The 15,973-nt window shown below is 66.8% G+C and carries 15 protein-coding genes; 8 read left to right on the top strand and 7 right to left on the bottom strand.

The features are described from left to right. Positions 1–17: 17 nt before the first annotated feature. Together GB880_RS15715 and GB880_RS15720 are read right to left on the bottom strand one after the other, a co-directional pair. Positions 18–923 (bottom strand): amidohydrolase family protein, encoded by a 906-nt coding sequence (locus tag GB880_RS15715; RefSeq protein WP_154493300.1) that lies wholly within the window; start codon positions 921–923, stop codon positions 18–20. A gap of 16 nt (positions 924–939) precedes the next feature. Beyond that, positions 940–1,881, bottom strand: a complete 942-nt coding sequence (locus GB880_RS15720) for an amidohydrolase family protein (protein WP_154493298.1) — start codon at positions 1,879–1,881, stop codon at positions 940–942. Between the two features lie 206 nt (positions 1,882–2,087). Here GB880_RS15720 and GB880_RS15725 point away from each other — a divergent pair, with 206 nt between their 5' ends. Further along, positions 2,088–3,068, top strand: a complete 981-nt coding sequence (locus GB880_RS15725; RefSeq protein ID WP_263467439.1) for a LysR substrate-binding domain-containing protein — start codon at positions 2,088–2,090, stop codon at positions 3,066–3,068. 76 nt (positions 3,069–3,144) lie between these two features. Here the strand turns inward: GB880_RS15725 and GB880_RS15730 are convergent, their stop codons facing one another. After that, complete coding sequence (locus GB880_RS15730) at positions 3,145–4,464, bottom strand: MFS transporter (protein WP_154494412.1); 1,320 nt, start codon at positions 4,462–4,464, stop codon at positions 3,145–3,147. 213 nt (positions 4,465–4,677) lie between these two features. On the opposite strand from GB880_RS15730, the gene cyoA reads away from it, so the two are divergent. From cyoA to GB880_RS15755, 5 genes are read left to right on the top strand one after another with little or no spacing between them, the layout of a single operon-like run. Then, positions 4,678–5,919, top strand: coding sequence for a ubiquinol oxidase subunit II (cyoA, locus tag GB880_RS15735; RefSeq protein ID WP_154494413.1), 1,242 nt, complete (start codon positions 4,678–4,680; stop codon positions 5,917–5,919). Positions 5,920–5,931: 12 nt separating this feature from the next. Beyond that, positions 5,932–7,938, top strand: a complete 2,007-nt coding sequence (cyoB, locus tag GB880_RS15740; RefSeq protein ID WP_154494414.1) for a cytochrome o ubiquinol oxidase subunit I — start codon at positions 5,932–5,934, stop codon at positions 7,936–7,938. 3 nt (positions 7,939–7,941) lie between these two features. Beyond that, complete coding sequence (gene cyoC, locus GB880_RS15745; RefSeq protein ID WP_154494415.1) at positions 7,942–8,559, top strand: cytochrome o ubiquinol oxidase subunit III; 618 nt, start codon at positions 7,942–7,944, stop codon at positions 8,557–8,559. Beyond that, the gene (gene cyoD / locus GB880_RS15750; RefSeq protein ID WP_154494416.1) at positions 8,559–8,963 is read left to right on the top strand and encodes a cytochrome o ubiquinol oxidase subunit IV; all 405 of its coding nucleotides are present in this window, start codon (positions 8,559–8,561) and stop codon (positions 8,961–8,963) included. The genes cyoC and cyoD overlap by 1 nt, the downstream gene beginning before the upstream one ends. Further along, positions 8,960–9,646, top strand: coding sequence for an SURF1 family protein (locus GB880_RS15755; RefSeq protein ID WP_263467440.1), 687 nt, complete (start codon positions 8,960–8,962; stop codon positions 9,644–9,646). Before cyoD ends, GB880_RS15755 begins: the two co-directional genes overlap by 4 nt. Here GB880_RS15755 and GB880_RS15760 read toward each other — a convergent pair. The 3 genes from GB880_RS15760 to GB880_RS15770 all read right to left on the bottom strand — a co-directional run bounded on the left by GB880_RS15760 (position 9,643) and on the right by GB880_RS15770 (position 12,914). Beyond that, a complete protein-coding gene (locus tag GB880_RS15760; protein ID WP_263467441.1) occupies positions 9,643–11,418 on the bottom strand; it encodes an SLC13 family permease in 1,776 nt (591 codons plus the stop codon). The two genes, GB880_RS15755 and GB880_RS15760, sit on opposite strands and share 4 nt — an antisense overlap. A gap of 105 nt (positions 11,419–11,523) precedes the next feature. Beyond that, the gene (locus GB880_RS15765; protein ID WP_154494527.1) at positions 11,524–12,174 is read right to left on the bottom strand and encodes a Crp/Fnr family transcriptional regulator; all 651 of its coding nucleotides are present in this window, start codon (positions 12,172–12,174) and stop codon (positions 11,524–11,526) included. Positions 12,175–12,443: 269 nt separating this feature from the next. Beyond that, positions 12,444–12,914, bottom strand: coding sequence for an Lrp/AsnC family transcriptional regulator (locus tag GB880_RS15770; protein WP_154494526.1), 471 nt, complete (start codon positions 12,912–12,914; stop codon positions 12,444–12,446). 126 nt (positions 12,915–13,040) lie between these two features. Between GB880_RS15770 and hppD the strand changes: the two genes are divergently transcribed. Together hppD and GB880_RS15780 are read left to right on the top strand one after the other, a co-directional pair. Further along, positions 13,041–14,153 (top strand): 4-hydroxyphenylpyruvate dioxygenase, encoded by a 1,113-nt coding sequence (hppD, locus tag GB880_RS15775; RefSeq protein WP_154494525.1) that lies wholly within the window; start codon positions 13,041–13,043, stop codon positions 14,151–14,153. Positions 14,154–14,187: 34 nt separating this feature from the next. Beyond that, a complete protein-coding gene (locus GB880_RS15780; RefSeq protein WP_154550775.1) occupies positions 14,188–14,547 on the top strand; it encodes a Rieske (2Fe-2S) protein in 360 nt (119 codons plus the stop codon). Here GB880_RS15780 and GB880_RS15785 read toward each other — a convergent pair. Beyond that, positions 14,544–15,806: a thioesterase family protein gene (locus GB880_RS15785; RefSeq protein WP_263467442.1), complete on the bottom strand. Its 1,263-nt coding sequence runs from the start codon at positions 15,804–15,806 to the stop codon at positions 14,544–14,546. The genes GB880_RS15780 and GB880_RS15785 overlap by 4 nt on opposite strands. Positions 15,807–15,973: the final 167 nt, after the last annotated feature.

The following is a 15,973-nucleotide window of genomic DNA, read 5'->3' on the forward strand; positions in this document are numbered from 1 at the left end:
AACCCCGCACCCTGTCCTCAGACGTAGGTCGCCTTGAGGCGCTTCTCGGCCTCGGCCAAGTCCTTGGGAGGCTTGGTCGGCTCGAGACCGATCAGGCGGGCGATGTTGTTGCCCAGATAGTCCTCGAGAATGTCTTCCGACAGGTTCATGCCCTGCGGCTCGGGCGAACACAGAACTTCCAGTTCGCGCAGCCACATGCCGGGGTTGTTCGGCGGCGAGTCGGTGCCAAAGACGATCTTGTGCGGGGGCAGCTGCTTGGCGAATTCGACGATCCGCGACTGGAAGCACCAGCCCGATTCGACGTAGACGTTGGGCGTGTCCATCGCCATCCAGAAGGCCTCGAACGAATAGTTCCCGCCGGTCTGGATCCCGAAGTGGCCGATGATGAAGTTGACCATCGGGAATTCGCGGATGATCGGGTAGAACTGCGTCGGGATCGAATACGGCCCGTCGCCGGTGTGGATCAGCACGACGATGTTGTACTTGGCACACATCTTCATCGCCGGGCGCAGCCATTCCAGCGCACGGTCGGGACGATAGCCGTGCATGTTGGAATGCAGCTTCAGCATCTTGAAGCCGTATTCCTTGACGTGGAATTCCAGCTCCAGCGCGCCGTTCTCCGGTCCCCAGCGGGGATTGAAGTTGAAGTTGCCGATGAAGCGGTCGGGATATTTCTGGCACAGTTCGGCCACATAGGCCATGTAGTCCCGGATACCCTCGCGGCCGCGGCGGTTGCCGTCGCGATAGCCGGTGTTGCCGGGCGGCGGCTGGATGAAGCCCATGTCGATCCGGCGCGGCTTGCCGTTGATCATGTAGGGGCCGTCCATCAGCTTCAGCATGCGTTCGCCCGTGAAGGGTTCGCCCGTATGCCGCCATGCCTCATCCACCAGGTTGGTGGGATGCAGGTGGGTGTCGATGATCATCTGTGTTCTCCGAGTCTCAGACGAGGGTCGCGAGGTAGTGCTTGTTCTCGATGCCGTGGCGCTCCAGCTCGGCAACGGCGTCCTCGTAGGTGGCGGGATGGGGGGTCGGCTCGATGCCGATCATCCGCGCCAGGTTGTTGCCCAGGTAATCCTCGAGGATTTCTTCGCTCAGGTTCAGGCCCTGGGGCGGCTCGTGGCACAGCACTTCCAGCAGGTTCAGCCACATGCCCGGTTCGTTCGGAGGCGTGTCCGAACCGTAAAGGATCTTGTGCGTCGGCAATTCCTTGGCGAATTCGACGATCCGCGACTGCAGACACCAGGCGCTTTCGCAATAGACGTTGGGCAGCTCCATCGCCCACTGGAAGGGCTCGAAGCAGTAGACGCCGCCGGTCTGGACGCCGAAATGCGCCATGATGAAGTTGATCTGCGGATATTCCTTGATCAGCGGAACCCATTCGGTCGGGATCGAATAGGGGCCGTCGCCGGTGTGGACCTTGACCAGGACGCCGAGTTCGGCGCACTTGTCCAGCGCCGGGCGCAGCCAGTCCTTGGCGCGGTCGGGGCGATAGGCGTGCATGTTCGCCTGGAACTGCACCATCTTGAAGCCATGTTCCTTGACATAGCGTTCGATGGCCTCGACGCCGTTCTGCACCCCGCAGCGCGGGTTGTAGACAAAGCAGCCGATGAAGCGGTCAGGGTAGGTCTGAACCATCTTCAGCGTATAGGCCATATACTTGTCGATCGATTCGCGGCCGGACAGCTCGCCATCGGTCCAGGTGTAGATGGTGTTGCCCTGCGGCGGCTGGATGAAGGCCTTGTCGATACGGCGCGGTTTGCCGTTGATCGTGTAGGGGCCGTTCATCATCTGGATCAGGCGTTCGCCGGTGAACGGCTCGCCATCGTGCCGCCAGGCCAAATCGACCAGATCGGTCGGATAGCAACTGGTATCAATGATCATCCATGGTCTCCTTCTGCTCGACCCGCGCGGGGCCGATGGACGAGAAAACCCTGCGCCCTCCCCCTGGGCGCGGCCGGTGGCCAGGCCCGGAGCGTCCTGTGGACGCGTTCATTCGCGACGGCAGCGATTTCCCTCGCCCCGATCATTGGCATGACAGAGACAAGACGTATAATATTCATTTGAATGACTGGTGATAGGTTTTCGATATGACGCCCGGCGAACTGCGCCACTTCAACCTGCGCACCCTGCGCTATTTCATGGTCCTGGCCGAGGAATTGCACTTCGGCAGGGCGGCGGCGCGGCTGAACATGTCGCAGCCCCCCCTCAGCCAGCAGATTCGCCAGCTCGAGGACAGCCTGGGCGTTGCCCTGTTTGCCCGCAGCCATCACAGCGTCGAGCTGACACCGGCAGGGCGCAGCTTCCGCGAACAGGTGCCGCTGGTGTTCCAGCAGCTGGAAAAGGCCGTGACCGCCACCCGGCTGACCGCCCGCGGCCAGATCGGCAGGCTGGAAATCGGGGTGATCAGTTCCTCGCTGGTCGGGGTGGTGCCCGAGGCGCTCGAGCTGTTCCGCACCCGCCACCCGCAGGTCGAATGGCAATTGCACGAATTGCCGCCGGCCGAACAGATCGCGGCGCTGGTCGAACGGCGCATCGACATCTGCCTGTTCCGCCTGCCCCAGGAACACGAGGGGCTCGAGCGCGAGATCCTGATGCAGGAAGAGGTGATGGTCGCCCTGCCCCGCAGCCATCCGCTGGCGGTGCGGCGCATGCTGAGCCTGGCGGATCTTGGCGATCAGCCGTTCATCATGTTCGAACTGCGCCGATCACGCCTTGCCGATTACCTCTATGAATGTTGTGTGCGCGCGGGCTTCGTGCCCCAGATCCGCCAGCAGGTGGTCGAGGTGCAGTCGATGCTGAGCCTGGTGGGCGCCAACATGGGCGTGGCGTTGATGCCCGCCAGCATGATGCCGCTGGCCCCTCCGCATGTCGTGTTCCGCCCCATCGGTCCGCAGGCTCCGCTGATTCCCCTTTATGCGATCTATCGCCAGGGCGACACCTCGCCGACGCTGGCGAATTTCCTGGCGATCCTGCGCGAACTGGGTGGACGCCACGGCGATCAGGCCCCACCCCCCGCCCCCCCGGGGCGCCGGGGGGGTCGGAGCCGCCAGCGCCCGGGGGCGGCGTGACCGGCCGCTGCCACGCGAGGGGGCACACCGCTGTCCTTGCCGCTATTCCGGCTTGCCGGGAATGGCGGCTGCCGGCTCAGCCTTCGGCGGCGCGGAATTCCAGCCGGCGCGACAGCCAGATGGCGATGGTCGAACAGACCGCGCCCGACAGCAGATAAAGCCCCGCCGCCGGCAGCCCCAGCCAGCTTGACAGCAGCAGCGCCGTCACCGGCGCAAAACCCGCGCCGAACATCCAGGCCAGGTCCGACACGATGGCCGAGCCGGTATAGCGGTTGCGCGCATCGAACAGCGAGGCGACCGCCCCCGAACTTTGCCCGAAGCTCAGCCCCAGGATGAAGAAGCCCGCGATCATATAGACCACCTCGCCACCCTTGCCCGCCGACAGCAGCCAGGGCGCCAGGATGGCAAAGCCGCCGATCAGAACGGCGCCGATCAGCAGCAGCCGGCGCCGGCCGATGCGGTCGGCCAGCCAGCCCGACAGCACGATGGCGACGATCCCCGCCACCGCCGCCGCGGCCTCGATCACCAGAAAGCTGACCAGGGTTTCGTTGGTGTAAAGAAAGATCCATGACAGCGGATAGACGGTGACCATGTGGAACATGGCAAAGCTGGCCAGCGGCACGAAGATGCCCAACAGCACCGGGCCGCCATCCTCGCGCAGGGTGGTGGCGATGCGCGTGGGCTGCAATTCGCGCTTCTCGAACAGTTCGGTGAATTCGTCGGTCGCCACCAGCCGCAGCCGTGCGAACAGCGCCACCACATTGACCGAGAACGCGACAAAGAACGGATAGCGCCAGCCCCAATCCAGGAAATCCTGCGCCGACAGGTTCGCCGCCAGATAGGCGAACAGCAGGCTGGCGACGATCAGCCCGATGGGCGCGCCCAGCTGCGTGACCATGGCGTAGAAACCGCGCCGTTGCCGCGGCGCCGTCAGCGCCAGCAGCGACGGCAGCCCGTCCCAGGCCCCCCCCAGCGCCAGCCCCTGGCCGATGCGCAGCACGGCCAGCATCACCACCGCCCAGACGCCGACATTCTCGTAGCTGGGAATCAGCCCCATGGCCACGGTCGAGGTGCCCATCAGAAACAGCGCCGCCGTCAGCTTGCTGACGCGGCCGTGACGGCGGTCGATGGCCATGAACAGCACGCTGCCCAGCGGCCGCACCACAAAGGCCAGCGCCAGCAGCAGGAACGACAGCAAGGTGCCGCCAAGCGGATCGACAAAGGGAAAGATCCGCTGCGGGAACACGATCACCGCGGCAATGGCAAAGACGAAGAAATCGAAGAATTCCGAGGTGCGGCCGATGATCACCCCCACGGCAATGTCCGAGGGCGTGACCGCGTGGCGCAGGTGCGAGGGCGTCGATGAAACCGCGCGCGATTGGGTTGTGCTGGTCATGGTGCGATGAATCCGTTCCGGTGCAGACTCGCGCCGGACAGGCTGGGCGGCTCCGGCGACCTGGGGCTTCAACTGCCGCAAGCGAGGGGCAAAGAGCATAGGGCAAATCGTCGCATACCGATTTGATCCAGGTCAATCTATGACGCCTTCGACACGCGGTCGGTGCTGCGAATCGGCACGATCGCCGCTTCATCGGGGACATCGGGTAGTCCAATGAAACAGATCATATCCGCCAGACGCCTGTTGTGGCTTGCCGCATTGCTGCCGCTTGCAGCCTGCAAGGCCGAGGTGCTGGCGCCCGCCGGCGACATCGCCGCGCGCCAGCGCGACCTGCTCGTCATCTCGACACTGCTGATGCTGGTGATCATCGTGCCGGTCATGGTGCTGACGGTGCTGTTCGCCCGCCGTTACCGGGCGCAGAACCGCCAGGCCGATTACCGGCCCGACTGGGACCATTCGACCAAGCTGGAATTCGTGATCTGGGCAGCGCCGCTGCTGATCATCATTTCGCTGGGGGCGCTGACCTGGGTCGGCACGCATCTGCTGGACCCCTATCGGCCGCTGTCGCGGCTGTCGGCCGACCAGCCGCTGGACCCGGCGCAGAAACCCCTGCAGGTGCAGGTGGTGGCGATGGACTGGAAATGGCTGTTCATCTATCCCGAACAGGGTGTCGCCTCGGTCAACGAACTGGCGCTGCCGGTGGACCGGCCGGTGGAATTCACCCTGACCTCGACCTCGGTGATGAATGCCTTCTACATCCCGGCGATGGCAGGAATGATCTATGCCATGCCGGGGATGGAGACCAAGCTGCACGGGGTGTTCAACCAGCCCGGAACCTACAAGGGCATCGCCTCGCATTATTCGGGCCACGGTTTCTCGGGCATGCATTTCCGCACCCTGGCAACCCCCGCGGCGGAATTCGACGCCTGGGTGGCGCGGCTGCGCGAATCGGGCGAAACGCTGGACCGGCCGCGTTACCTCCAGCTCGAGGCGCCCAGCGAGAACGTGCCGCCGATGCATTTCTCCCAGGTCGATCCGCAGCTGTTCCAGCGCGTCGTCAACATGTGCGTCGAACCGGGCAAGATCTGCATGGCCGAGATGATGGCCGTCGATGCCCAGGGCGGCGCCGGGCTGGCGGGGACGATGAATGTCACCGCGCTGACCTATGACAAGCACGAGCGCCGCGGCATCCGCGCCCCGGTCCTGGGCTGGGAACCCTTCCAGGTGGCGTCCTTCTGCACGCCCGAGGAATCGGAACGCATGTTCGGCCACGCGCCGGAACTGGCGCGGCTGCCCGTCGATCCCAGCCCACTGCGCGGCCGCGCGCTGACCCCGCCGCAACCGGGCGAGGCGACGCTGCGCGAAACCCTGGGCCAGACTCTGGGCCTGACCGGCCGGCATGACAATGACGTCACCCTGCTCGACCCCGCCGGGGACCGGGCTCGGCAATTCTGATCGGAACTTCGCATGGCTACGTTTTCCAACGAGACCACCTTTCTTCTGGGGCGCCTGAACTGGGACGCCATCCCGAAAGAGCCGATCGTCTGGGCCACTTTCGCCGTGGTCGCGGTCGGCGGGCTGGCGCTGCTGGCGGTGCTGACGCGCCAGCGGCTGTGGGGCTATCTGTGGCATGAATGGTTCACCAGCGTCGATCACAAGAAGATCGGCATCATGTATGTGGTGCTGGCGCTGATCATGTTCGTGCGCGGCTTTGCCGATGCGGTGATGATGCGGCTGCAACAGGTCTGGGCCTTCAACGGGTCCGAAGGCTATCTGAACAGCCACCATTACGACCAGATCTTCACCGCCCATGGCGTCATCATGATCTTTTTCGTGGCCATGCCGCTGGTCACCGGGCTGATGAACTATGTCGTGCCGTTGCAGATCGGCGCCCGCGACGTGTCCTTTCCGTTCCTGAACAATTTCAGCTTCTGGATGACGGCGGGGGGTGCGATCATCGTGATGGCCTCGCTGTTCGTGGGCGAATTTGCCCAGACCGGCTGGCTGGCCTTTCCGCCGCTTTCGGGCATCGGCTACAGCCCATGGGTCGGGGTTGACTATTACATCTGGGGCCTTCAGGTGGCAGGGGTCGGCACCACGCTGTCAGGCATCAACCTGCTGGTCACCATCCTGAAGATGCGCGCCCCCGGCATGACCATGATGCGGATGCCGGTGTTCACCTGGACCGCCTTCTGCACCAATATCCTGATTGTCGCCTCGTTCCCGGTGCTGACCATGACGCTGATCCTGCTGACGCTGGATCGCTATGTCGGCACCAATTTCTTCACCAACGACCTTGGCGGCAATCCGATGATGTATATCAACCTCATCTGGATCTGGGGCCACCCCGAGGTCTATATCCTGATCCTGCCGCTGTTCGGGGTGTTTTCCGAAGTCACCTCGACCTTCTCGGGAAAGCGGCTGTTCGGCTATTCCTCGATGGTCTATGCGACGGTCTGCATCACCATCCTCAGCTACATCGTCTGGCTGCACCATTTCTTCACCATGGGCTCGGGCGCGTCGGTGAACTCGTTCTTCGGCATCACCACCATGATCATCTCGATCCCCACCGGGGCCAAGCTGTTCAACTGGCTGTTCACCATGTATCGCGGCCGCATCCGCTTCGAGCTGCCGATGATGTGGACGGTGGCCTTCATGCTGACCTTTGTCATCGGCGGCATGACCGGGGTGCTGCTGGCGGTGCCGCCGGCGGATTTCGTGCTGCACAATTCGCTGTTCCTGATCGCGCATTTCCACAATGTCATCATCGGCGGCGTGTTGTTCGGCTCTTTCGCGGCCATCAACTTCTGGTGGCCCAAGGCCTTCGGCTTCAAGCTGGACGTGTTCTGGGGCAAGGTCAGCTTCTGGTTCTGGGTCATCGGCTTCTGGTTCGCCTTCATGCCGCTTTACATCCTGGGGTTGATGGGCGTGACGCGGCGGCTGCGGGTGTTCGACGATCCTGACCTGCGCATCTGGTTCGCCATCGCCGGCCTGGGCGCGGTGCTGATCGCGGTGGGCATTGCGGCAATGTTCGTGCAGTTCGCGGTGTCGATCCGCCGCCGCCACCGCGCCGATTACCGCGATGTCACCGGCGATCCCTGGGACGGGCGCACGCTGGAATGGGCGACATCCTCGCCGCCGCCGGCCTACAACTTTGCCTTTACCCCGATCGTGCACGGGCTGGACGCCTGGTGGCAGATGAAGCAGGAAGGCGCCACCCGCCCGACGGCCGGCTTCATGCCGATCCACATGCCGAAGAATACCGGCGCCGGCGTGATCCTGTCGGGGCTGGCCACGATCTGCGGGTTGGCGCTGGTGTGGTATATCTGGTGGCTGGCCGCCGTCAGCTTCCTGGGCCTGATCGCGGTGTCGATCGCCCATAGCTTCAACTACGACCGCGATTACCACATCCCGGTGGCCGAGATCGAGACCGTCGAGGCCGCCCGCACCCGCCAACTGGCAAAGGGGGCCTGACAGATGAGCGCAACCACCACCGATCCGCTGGCCCGGCACTGGCAGCTCGATCCGCATCACCACCCCGAAGGCGCCTCGACCGGGCTGGGCTTCTGGGTCTATCTGATGAGCGACTGCCTGATGTTCGCGGTGCTGTTCGCGGTCTATGGCGTGCTGGGCACCAGCTATGCCGCAGGCCCGGGGCCCAAGGATCTGTTCGACCTGGAACTGGTCGCGGTGAACACCGCGATGCTGCTCATCTCGTCGATCACCTTCGGCTTTGCCATGCTGGCCATGGCCCGTGGCGACAAGGCCGGCACCCTGCGCTGGCTGGCGGTGACGCTGTTCTTCGGCCTGTGCTTTCTGGCGATCGAGCTTTACGAGTTCCATCACCTGATCCACCTTGGCGCCGGGCCGCAGCGTTCGGCCTTCCTGTCGGCCTTCTTTGCGCTGGTGGGCACGCACGGGCTGCATGTCACCTTCGGCGCCATCTGGCTGATGACGCTGATGGTGCAGATTTCCCGCCACGGGCTGATCGCGGCCAATCAGCGCCGCATGGCCTGCCTGTCGATGTTCTGGCATTTCCTGGACGTCATCTGGATCGGCGTCTTTACCTTCGTCTATCTGCTGGGGATGATCTGATGCCCGCCGACCGCACGCTTTCGCACCCCGATCCGCAGCACGGCCATGACGACCATGCCGCCCCGCATGCGCATGGCAGCCGCGCCGATTACATCAAGGGTTTCCTGCTTTCGGTCATCCTGACCGCCATTCCCTTTGCCATCGTGATGTCCGGCGGCTTCGACAGCCGCGGCCTGACGGCGCTGGTGGTCATCGGCTTTGCCGTGGTGCAGATCCTGGTGCACATGGTCTATTTCCTGCACATGACCGGCAGCCAGGAAGAGGGCTGGACGCTGATGTCCACCATCTTCACCGTGGTGGTGGTGGTCATCCTGTTGGCCGGGTCGCTGTGGGTCATGTATCACATGAATACCAACATGATGCCGCAGATGGACCACGAACTGCTGCAGGGCCTGGGGTCGTGATCCGACCCTGGCGGCGGCTGGCCCTGGCCGGCGCGGCGCTGGCGGTGCTGGCCGGGCTGATCCTGCTGGGCCTGTGGCAATTGCAGCGGCTGGAATGGAAAACCGCCCTGATCGCCCGGGTCGAGGCGCAGCTGGCCGCGCCTGTCCAGCCCGCGCCCGGCCCCGAGCAGTGGCCCCGGCTGGGCCCTGACGACGAATACCGCCGCATCAGCGTCAGCGGCCACTATCGCACCGACAGCGACATCCTAGTCAAGGCGGTCACCGCGCGCGGCGCCGGATTCTGGGTGATGACGCCGCTGGACACCGCGCAGGGCTGGGTGGTGCTGGTCAACCGCGGCTTCGTGCCGCAGGACGATCGCGACACCCGGCCCCTGCCCCCGGGCCCGGTGACGGTGCAGGGGCTGCTGCGGGCCAGCCAGCCCGGCGGCGCCTTCCTGCGCAGGAACGACCCCGGCGCGGGGCGCTGGTTCTCGCGCGATGTCGCGGCCATGGCCGCGCAGCTGGGCCTTGGCGATGTCGCGCCCTATTTCATCGATGCCGAGGCCGGCCCCCCCGGCACCCGCCCCATCGGCGGGTTGACGGTGCTGGGATTTCGCAACCCGCATCTGGGCTATGCGCTGACATGGTTCGCGCTGGCGGCGCTATGGGCCGGCGGGCTGGTCCTGCTGGCGCGGCGGCGCTAGGCCACGCCCCAGACCGCAAGGATCAGCGGCACGCCCACCACCACCACCAGCAATGTCAGCGGCGCGCCCAGCCGGGCATAATCGCCAAAGCGATAGCCGCCCGGCCCCATGACCAGGGTGTTGCACTGATGCCCGATCGGGGTCAGGAAATCGCAGCCCGCCCCCACCGCAACCGCCATCAGGAAGGCATCGGGGCGATAGCCCAGCTGGTCGGCAAAGGTGGCGGCGATGGGCGCCATCACCAGCACGGTGGCGGCATTGTTCAGGAATGGCGTCACCGCCATCGCGGCGGCCATGATCAGCGCCAGCGCCGCCCAGGCCGGCAGGCCCGTCGCCGCCGCCGACAGCCAGCCGCCGATCAGATCGGTGCCGCCGGTCGCATGCAGCGATTCGCTGACCGGGATCAGCGCCCCCAGCATCACCAGGATCGGCCATTCCACCGCCTCATAGGCGTCGCGGGTGCTGATCGCCCCCGACAGCATCATCAGCGTCGCCGCGCCGAAAAAGGCGATCGCCACCGGCACCACCCCCGCCGCCGTCAGCGCCATCGCCACCGCCAGGATCAGCAAGGGCAGCAGGTCGCGGCGCACGCTGCCCAGCCGGATGCTGCGTTCGGCCAGCGGCAGCAGCCCCAGGTGGCCCAGCTGCTCGGGCAGTTGCGCGGGCGGACCCTGCACCAGCACCACATCCCCCGCCGCCAGCGGGGTTTCCGACAGCCGCGCCGTCATCCGGTGGCCGGCGCGCGACAGTGCGATCAGGTTGATGCCATGACCGGCGAAAAGCCCCATCTGGCCGGCGCTTTGCCCCACCATGGCGCTGGCAGGCGTCACCACCGCCTCGACGATCTCGGCCCGGCCCTCGGCCCCCGGCGGGGGCGCGGCATCCTGGCGCGCCAGCGTCAGGCCGGTGCGCGAGATCACCCGCTCCAGCGCGTCGGGCTCGCCCCGCAGCAACAGGGTGTCGCCCGCCTCGATGCGGGTATCGGGCAGCGTGCTGGCCCGGCGCACCCCGGCGCGGATCAACCCGGTCAGCACCAGCCCGCCGTCGGCCGCGTCCAGCAGCTCGCCCACGGTCATGCCGGCGGCCTTCGCGCCCTGCGGCACCCCGGCCTCGGTATTGTAATCGCTGATGCCCACGGCCTCGGCCAGGGTGGGGGCGCCGCGCCGGTCGGCCGGCAGCAACCGCCAGCCCAGCATCAGGAAGCCGACCCCCACCAGCGACAGCCCAATCCCCACCGGCGCATAGTCGAACATGCCGAAGGGCTGGCCGGTCATCTGCTCGCGCACGCGCGAGACGATGATGTTGGGCGAGGTGCCGACCAAGGTAATCAGTCCCCCCAGAAGCGAGCCGAAGCTCATCGGCATCAGGAAGATCGAGGGCGATTGCCCCGACCGCCGGGCCATCTTGAAGGCGGCCGGCATCATCATCGCCAGCGCGCCGATGTTCTTGACCAGCGCCGCCATCACCGTGACCGGCCCGACCAGCGCCAGCATCTGGCTGGACCGGCGGGTGACGCGCCGCGACAGCCAGTTCAGCAGCCGCTCGATATAGCTTGAACGGGCCACGGCGGCGCTGACCACCAGCGCGCTGCCGACGATGATGACGATGTCGTCGCTGAACCCGACAAAGGCATCCTCGGGGCGCACCGTCCCCGCCAGCAGCGACGCCATCAGCGCCAGCATCGCCACCAGGTCGTAACGCAGCCGCCCCCACAGGAACAGGGCCATCATCCCGCCCAGGATCACGAATGCGGCTAGTTGCGGCTGGGTCATGGCGGCCTCGATACTGTCTGGCCGAACGCGGCGCGAGGGGTGCGGTTCCCGACAGACACGGCAGGCAGACCGGTCAGACGCCCGAGCCCCTGTCACCCCACCCCTCTAGGGCGATCCGGTCAGTTCCAGCGTCGCGGCCAGTTCCGCGCAGGAACAGACCAGCACCGCCCGCCCCTGCCGGCGCAGAACCCCCAGCCGCGCCAGCCGGCTCATCTCGCGCGAGACGGCCTCGCGATGGGTGCCGATGCGGGCGGCCAGTTCAAGATGGCCGGGGGCGGGGTCCAGCCGATGCGGCCCGTCGCCCGGCCCGCTGTCGCGCGCCATCCGGATCAGTTCCCGGCCCAGGCGTTCGCGCACCAGCAGGGCGCTGCATTCATAGACCCGTTCGGTCAGGCTGCGGATACGGGCCACGAAATAGCGCTGCATGGCCCGGACGAATGCGGGATGCTGCATCAGGCGCTGAAAGCCCTCGGGGCCAAGGCAGGCGGTGCGCCCGGCCGTTCGGGCCACCACGCTGGCCGATCGGACGCCGCCGTCGATGGCCGCCAGAACGCCGACCAGATCGCCGGGGCCGATCTGGGTATAGATGACCATGCGCCCGTCGGGCGAATGCACCAGAACATCGGCGCGGCCGGCCAGCATCAGGAACACATCGCGGCCGGCGTCCGATTCGCGCAGCAGCATCGCGCCGCGTGCGTGCCGACGCTCATGCGCGACGGCCATGAAAAGGGCGCGGGCTTCAGCGTCAAGCTGCATGGCGTTCTGTCCCCTGTCTGGTCGATTATAGGCGCAGCCTGTGCGAAATGTCACTGCCGCAGGTGGTTTCTGACCGCAGTCTTTTCGCGCCCGAGGCGAAATGCCCCGGGCGCCCCCGGGCAGGGATCACCGGCCCTTCCCGGAACCGCCTGGTGATAAGGGGTATCTTGGTTGTCCCTTGCCCCAAGCGCCGGGGCCTGGCCCGACGCAGGGGGCCGCCGCGGGATGGCTTGGCAGCATCCCGCGGCGCTGCGATCGGCAAGGCCGGATCACAACGGCCCCGGGCCGCGTTCGTCCTTCAGCGTCTTGAGCACGATTTCCGAACGCACCTGCGCCACCTGCGGATGCGGCAGCAGATGCCGATGCACGAAATCGGCAAAGGCTTCCAGATCGCGGGCGCGCACATCGAGCACATAATCGGCATCGCCCGACACCGAAAAGGCGGCGCGGATCTGCGGCTGGGCGGCGACGAAACGGGCGAAATCATCCTCGCGGCCCTGGCCATGGCCCGAAAGGTTCACCCGGATGATCGCGCGCAGCCCATAGCCCAGCCGCGCGGCGCTGAGCCTGGCGGTATAGCCCTCGATCACGCCGGCCTGCTCCAGCGCCATGCGCCGGCGCGAACATTGCGACGGCGACAGGTTGACCAGCTCGGCCAGGGCGGCATTGGTCAGCGCCCCGTCACGCTGCAACGCGGCAAGAATCGCAAGATCAAAGCTGTCTAGCTGCATTTCGCGCATGAACCCCGCTTTTTCTGCACGTTTCATGCGAATATGACCCGAAACGGCCGCAAATCACAAGCATCGTGCAGGCGTTTCCTGCCATGATCGTTGCATAGGTGACGACCCAGCGAACAGGAGCCGCCCATGGGACCATTCCCCCACAACGCCCCCAAGGCCCAGATCACCGCCGCCAACCCGGCCGGCACCGACGGGTTCGAGTTTGTCGAATTCGCCCATCCCCAGCCCGAGGTGCTGGACCGCATCTTTCGCCAGATGGGCTTCGTGCCCGTCGCACGTCACAAGACCAAGGCGATCACGCTTTATCGCCAGGGCGACATCAACTATCTGCTGAACGCCGAAGCTGACAGCCATGCCGCCGAATTCGTGGCCGAACACGGCCCCTGCGCCCCGGCCATGGCCTGGCGCGTGGTCGATGCCCAGGTGGCACTCAAGCGCGCGCTGGATCTGGGCGCAACCGAATACACCGGCCCCGGCAAGTCGATCGAGGCGCCGGCGGTGTTCGGAATCGGCGGCTCGCTGCTTTACTTCATCGACCGCTACGGCGACACCGGCAGCGCCTATTCGGCGGATTACGACTGGCTGGATCATGTCGATCCGCGGCCCGAGGGCTTCGGTTTCTTCTACCTCGACCACCTGACCCATAACGTGATCCGCGGCAACATGGATACGTGGTACAAGTTCTACCACGACACCTTCAACTTCCGCGAGATCAAGTATTTCGACATCAAGGGCAAGCAGACCGGCCTGGTCAGCCGCGCGCTGACCTCGCCCGACGGCAAGATCCGCATCCCGATCAACGAATCCACCGACGATCACAGCCAGATCGAGGAATATCTGCGCGAATACAAGGGCGAGGGCATCCAGCACATCGCCATCGCCACCAATGACATCTATGCCGGCACCGATGCCATCGCCGCCGCCGGCATGGAATTCATGCCCGGCCCGCCCGACACCTATTACGAAATGTCGCACCGCCGGGTGAAGGATCACGGCGAACCGATCGAGCGGATGAAGCGTCACGGCATCCTGATCGACGGCGAGGGCGTGGTCGGCGGCGGCATGACCCGGGTGCTGTTGCAGATCTTTTCCAAGACGGTGATCGGCCCGATCTTCTTTGAGTTCATCCAGCGCAAGGGCGACGATGGCTTTGGCGAGGGCAATTTCCGCGCGCTGTTCGAATCCATCGAAGAGGATCAGATCCGCCGCGGCGTGCTGAACGTCGATCCCGCCGCCTGATGCGGCCGACGGCCCCCTGCCCGGTCCGGCCGCGATGAGCTGGACCGACTACAGCGCCGCGCCCGACCCCGGCACCCCGGTCTGCCCGCTGGCCGAACTGGGCGATCAGCCGCGCAGCCTTTTGCTGCGCGGTCCGCGCGGGGAATTTCCGCTGCTGGTGCTGCGCGGCAGCGACGGCGGGCTGCGCGGCTATGTCAACGCCTGTCCGCACCAGTATCTGCCGCTGGACTGGCGCAGCAGCCAGATCCTGTCGGCCGACGGCAGCCGGCTGATGTGTTCGGCCCATGGCGCCAGCTTCGACCGCGACACCGGCCAGGTTCTGGACGGCGCCGATTGCGGACTGGACCCGGTGCCGCTGGCGCTCTGCGACGGCATGGTGGTGATCGGCGCCTAGCCCGGCGGGCGGATGCCGCGCCCGGCGTGATCGGGGGGCGGGCCGGTGTCCTGCGCGGCCAGCCGCGCCAGCGCCGCGATCAGCGCCGGCGGCATCGGCACCGCCCGCGCGGCGGCGGTATCGACATGCAGCAGCATGTGTTCGCCGGTCGCCACCTCGGCCCCGTCGCGGCGCAGGATGCTGTGGTGCAGCCGAAACCGCTTGGCATCGTGACCCAGCAACCGGGTCTCGACACTCAGCATCTCGCCCGCCTTGACCTCGGACAGGTGGCGGATGTGGGTCTCGACCGTATAGGCGGAATGGCCGCCGGCGCGGTAATCCGCGTCCAGCCCGATGTGGATCAGAAAGGCATCGGTGGCATCGCCCAGCACCTGCAGATAGCGGAATTCGGTCATGTGGCCGTTGTAATCGACCCAGCCGCCGCTGACCCGCGCCTGATGCAGCCGCAGCGGATAGCCCGCCGCCCGCTGCGGCTTGCGGGCATAGAAGCGGTTTTCCTGCGCGCGCAGCACCTGCCCGGCGCCGGCATCCGCGGCCTTCAGCGCATGCAGCAGCCCGACCAGCGCCGCGTCGCGGTCCCGTCCCGGGGCCAGGCCGGGCAGCGCCCAGTCAAGGGCCGGGCCATGGGCCAGGATGTCGTCGATCAGCTGCGGCACGACCGACGCCCCGCCCGGGTGCAGCGCCGTCTCCTCCAGCGCCATATCCTCCAGCGCCGCCCGCAGGCGCGGGGCCAGGGGCGTGTCGATCCCCGCGCCCGGCAGCACCGGCCGCATGCCCAGATCGGCCAGCAGCGCCGCGAGGCGCGCGGCCTCGGGCCCTGCGCCCAGCACCTCGACCCCCGGCAGCAGATGCGCCGGCCCCGTCGCCTGCACCGCCAGGATGCGTGCGGGATGCCGCGCGCCCCGCCGCAGATCGGACAGCGGTTGCGCGGGCGACAGCACCGCGATCAGTGCAGATGCCGGCGCCGCCGCCTCGATCCGGGCGAGGGTTTCCGCCGCACCCGCCATCGTGCCGGGATCGGCCATCAGGATCAGATCGGCCGCCGCCACCGCTCCGGCCAGGTCGGCGACCGCGATCAGCCGCCCCGGCGGTGGCAAGGGCGCCTGGAACAGCGCCCCCCAGGCGGCGGCCGCATCGGCCAGCACCGGCCCAAGCGCATCCCCCGCGCGCGGATCGTGATGCCAGAGTTCATGCCCGCTCAGCACCACCCGCGCCGCCCAGCCCGCCAGTTCGGACCCGCCGATCGCCGCCCATCGCATCCCTGCCCCCCTGCTTCCGGTGCCCCGGTCGGGTCGCCACCCCGCCCATCGCCCCCAGCCTAGCGCGCCGGGTCGCGCCCTGTCACCTGCCGCCGGGCACAGGGATCGGGAACGCAAGGCCGCCGCGCCGCGTTCGACTGCGAACTGCGGCGGCTGGGGCCGCTGCG

The sequence above is a fragment of the Paracoccus sp. SMMA_5_TC genome, assembly GCF_009696685.2.
Lineage (GTDB): Bacteria > Pseudomonadota > Alphaproteobacteria > Rhodobacterales > Rhodobacteraceae > Paracoccus.

What these genes read in the sequence shown, in the direction of transcription:
- GB880_RS15715 (WP_154493300.1), bottom strand. Translation starts at nt 923, where the DNA reads ATGATCATCGACACCCACCTGCATCCCACCAACCTGGTGGATGAGGCA.
- GB880_RS15720 (WP_154493298.1), bottom strand. Translation starts at nt 1,881, where the DNA reads ATGATCATTGATACCAGTTGCTATCCGACCGATCTGGTCGATTTGGCC.
- GB880_RS15725 (WP_263467439.1), top strand. Translation starts at nt 2,088, where the DNA reads ATGACGCCCGGCGAACTGCGCCACTTCAACCTGCGCACCCTGCGCTAT.
- GB880_RS15730 (WP_154494412.1), bottom strand. Translation starts at nt 4,464, where the DNA reads ATGACCAGCACAACCCAATCGCGCGCGGTTTCATCGACGCCCTCGCAC.
- cyoA (WP_154494413.1), top strand. Translation starts at nt 4,678, where the DNA reads ATGAAACAGATCATATCCGCCAGACGCCTGTTGTGGCTTGCCGCATTG.
- cyoB (WP_154494414.1), top strand. Translation starts at nt 5,932, where the DNA reads ATGGCTACGTTTTCCAACGAGACCACCTTTCTTCTGGGGCGCCTGAAC.
- cyoC (WP_154494415.1), top strand. Translation starts at nt 7,942, where the DNA reads ATGAGCGCAACCACCACCGATCCGCTGGCCCGGCACTGGCAGCTCGAT.
- cyoD (WP_154494416.1), top strand. Translation starts at nt 8,559, where the DNA reads ATGCCCGCCGACCGCACGCTTTCGCACCCCGATCCGCAGCACGGCCAT.
- GB880_RS15760 (WP_263467441.1), bottom strand. Translation starts at nt 11,418, where the DNA reads ATGACCCAGCCGCAACTAGCCGCATTCGTGATCCTGGGCGGGATGATG.
- GB880_RS15765 (WP_154494527.1), bottom strand. Translation starts at nt 12,174, where the DNA reads ATGCAGCTTGACGCTGAAGCCCGCGCCCTTTTCATGGCCGTCGCGCAT.
- GB880_RS15770 (WP_154494526.1), bottom strand. Translation starts at nt 12,914, where the DNA reads ATGCGCGAAATGCAGCTAGACAGCTTTGATCTTGCGATTCTTGCCGCG.
- hppD (WP_154494525.1), top strand. Translation starts at nt 13,041, where the DNA reads ATGGGACCATTCCCCCACAACGCCCCCAAGGCCCAGATCACCGCCGCC.
- GB880_RS15780 (WP_154550775.1), top strand. Translation starts at nt 14,188, where the DNA reads ATGAGCTGGACCGACTACAGCGCCGCGCCCGACCCCGGCACCCCGGTC.
- GB880_RS15785 (WP_263467442.1), bottom strand. Translation starts at nt 15,806, where the DNA reads ATGCGATGGGCGGCGATCGGCGGGTCCGAACTGGCGGGCTGGGCGGCG.